Origin of the sequence: Halorubrum sp. Ea1 (genome assembly GCF_002252965.1) — an archaeon.
Classification (GTDB): domain Archaea; phylum Halobacteriota; class Halobacteria; order Halobacteriales; family Haloferacaceae; genus Halorubrum.
This window is the reverse complement of record NZ_NHPG01000065.1, coordinates 1-1,556: the sequence shown is the minus strand read 5'-3', so window position 1 is coordinate 1,556 and position 1,556 is coordinate 1. Positions and strand designations below refer to the sequence as shown.

Annotated in this window: 1 protein-coding gene; it reads left to right on the top strand. The window is 75.4% G+C overall.

Annotation, left to right across the window (positions count from 1 at the left end; all coding sequences use genetic code 11):
* Positions 1–368 precede the first annotated feature (368 nt).
* The coding region (locus DJ73_RS08735) for an alanine--tRNA ligase-related protein (protein WP_141212929.1) at positions 369–1,556 on the top strand (1,188 nt) is incomplete at its 3' end.

Here is a 1,556-nt window from a genome sequence, read left to right as displayed (position 1 = left end):
CCCCAGCCGCGACGGCTCGGAGGCCTCGTTGCGCTCCTCGGTCGGTCGCTACCGCTCCCTCGCTGCGGTGCTTACTTCGGCCGCCCTCGCCCTCGCGGCTGCCCCTTTGAGTCCCACCCGACCGCACGGCACCGCAGCCTCACACCTCCCCAGCCTCGGCGGACGGCCCGGCGCGGCTCCGCCCGCGCCGGGCCGCCGCCTCCCTCGCGCGTGCGATCGCCGGCGCCACGCGCCGGCTGTCAGAGGGACCTTCGGTCCCTCGCTACTCGCGCCCCTCGGACGCTCGTCGGCACGCGCCGTCGCAGGATGATTTATAAACGAACGCCGAGGCGAACACCTATTTATCCGACCGCGACCACGGGTCGCCCATGACAGCGTCACGCGCGCCGGCGGATCCCGAGGTCAGGGAGTTCGAGGCGACGGTGGAGTCGGTCGACGGCCGCGAGGTCGTCCTGAGCGAGACGTTCTTCTACGCCGAGTCCGGCGGCCAGCCGGCGGACAGGGGAACGATCGACGGCGTCCTCCTCGAGGACGTGACCGAGCGCGGCGGCCGGGTCGTCCACGTGCTGGGCGAGGAGCCGCCGGGGTCGATCGCGGTCGGCGAGACGGTCTCGGGGATCGTCGACGACGCGTTCCGGACGTACTGCGCCCGGGCGCACACCGCCTCGCACGTGCTCTACGGCGCCGCGCGTCGGACCTGCGAGGACCTCGGCTACGCCGGCTTCGACATCGCGGCGGAGAAGGTCCGCGTCGACCTGATGACGGCCGACCCCATCGGCGACGCGGACCTCGTCGAGCTGGAGCGACTCGCCAACCGCGCCGTGTGGGACTCGCTGCCCGTCTCGTGGGAGACGCTCCCGGAGGATGAGGCCCGCGCGATCGAGGGGATCGCCTTCAACACCAAGACCGAGGAGGGCGCGATGAGCGGGAGCGAGGCGGTCCGCGTCGTGACGGTCGGCGGGGACGGCCCGGCCGGCGAGGGCGACGAGGACGGCGCGGGCGGCGGGGGCGGCGAAGACGGCGCGGGCGGCGAGAGCGACGCCGCGTCCGCGTGGGACGTCGCCGCCTGCGGCGGCACCCACGTCCGGAACACGAGCGAGATCGGGCCGATCTCCGTGCTCGACCGGTCGAACCCCGGCGAGGGCGTGACCCGCGTCGAGTTCGCGGTCGGCCCGACCGCGATCGACCACGACGCCGCGGTCCACGCGGCCGCGCTCGACGCCGCGACGAGCCTCGACGCGCGGATCGGTGACCTCCCGGACGCGGTCGACCGCCTCCGCGACGAGGTCGACCGGCTGGAGGGAGAGCTCCGGGACGCCCGGACCGACCTGCTGACCGCCCGGCTCGGCGACTTCCCGACCACCGATGTCGACGGGGCGACGTGGGCGGTGGGGACCGTCGACGGCGCCGACCCGAACGACCTGCGGGGGCCGGCGGAGCGCCTCCTCGACGACGGCGACGGGGCCGCGGACGCGCCCGACGCGGTCGCGGCGGTCGGCACGGGGAGCGCGCCGTTCGTGGTCGTGGCGGTCGCGGACGGGGTCGCCGGCGACGGC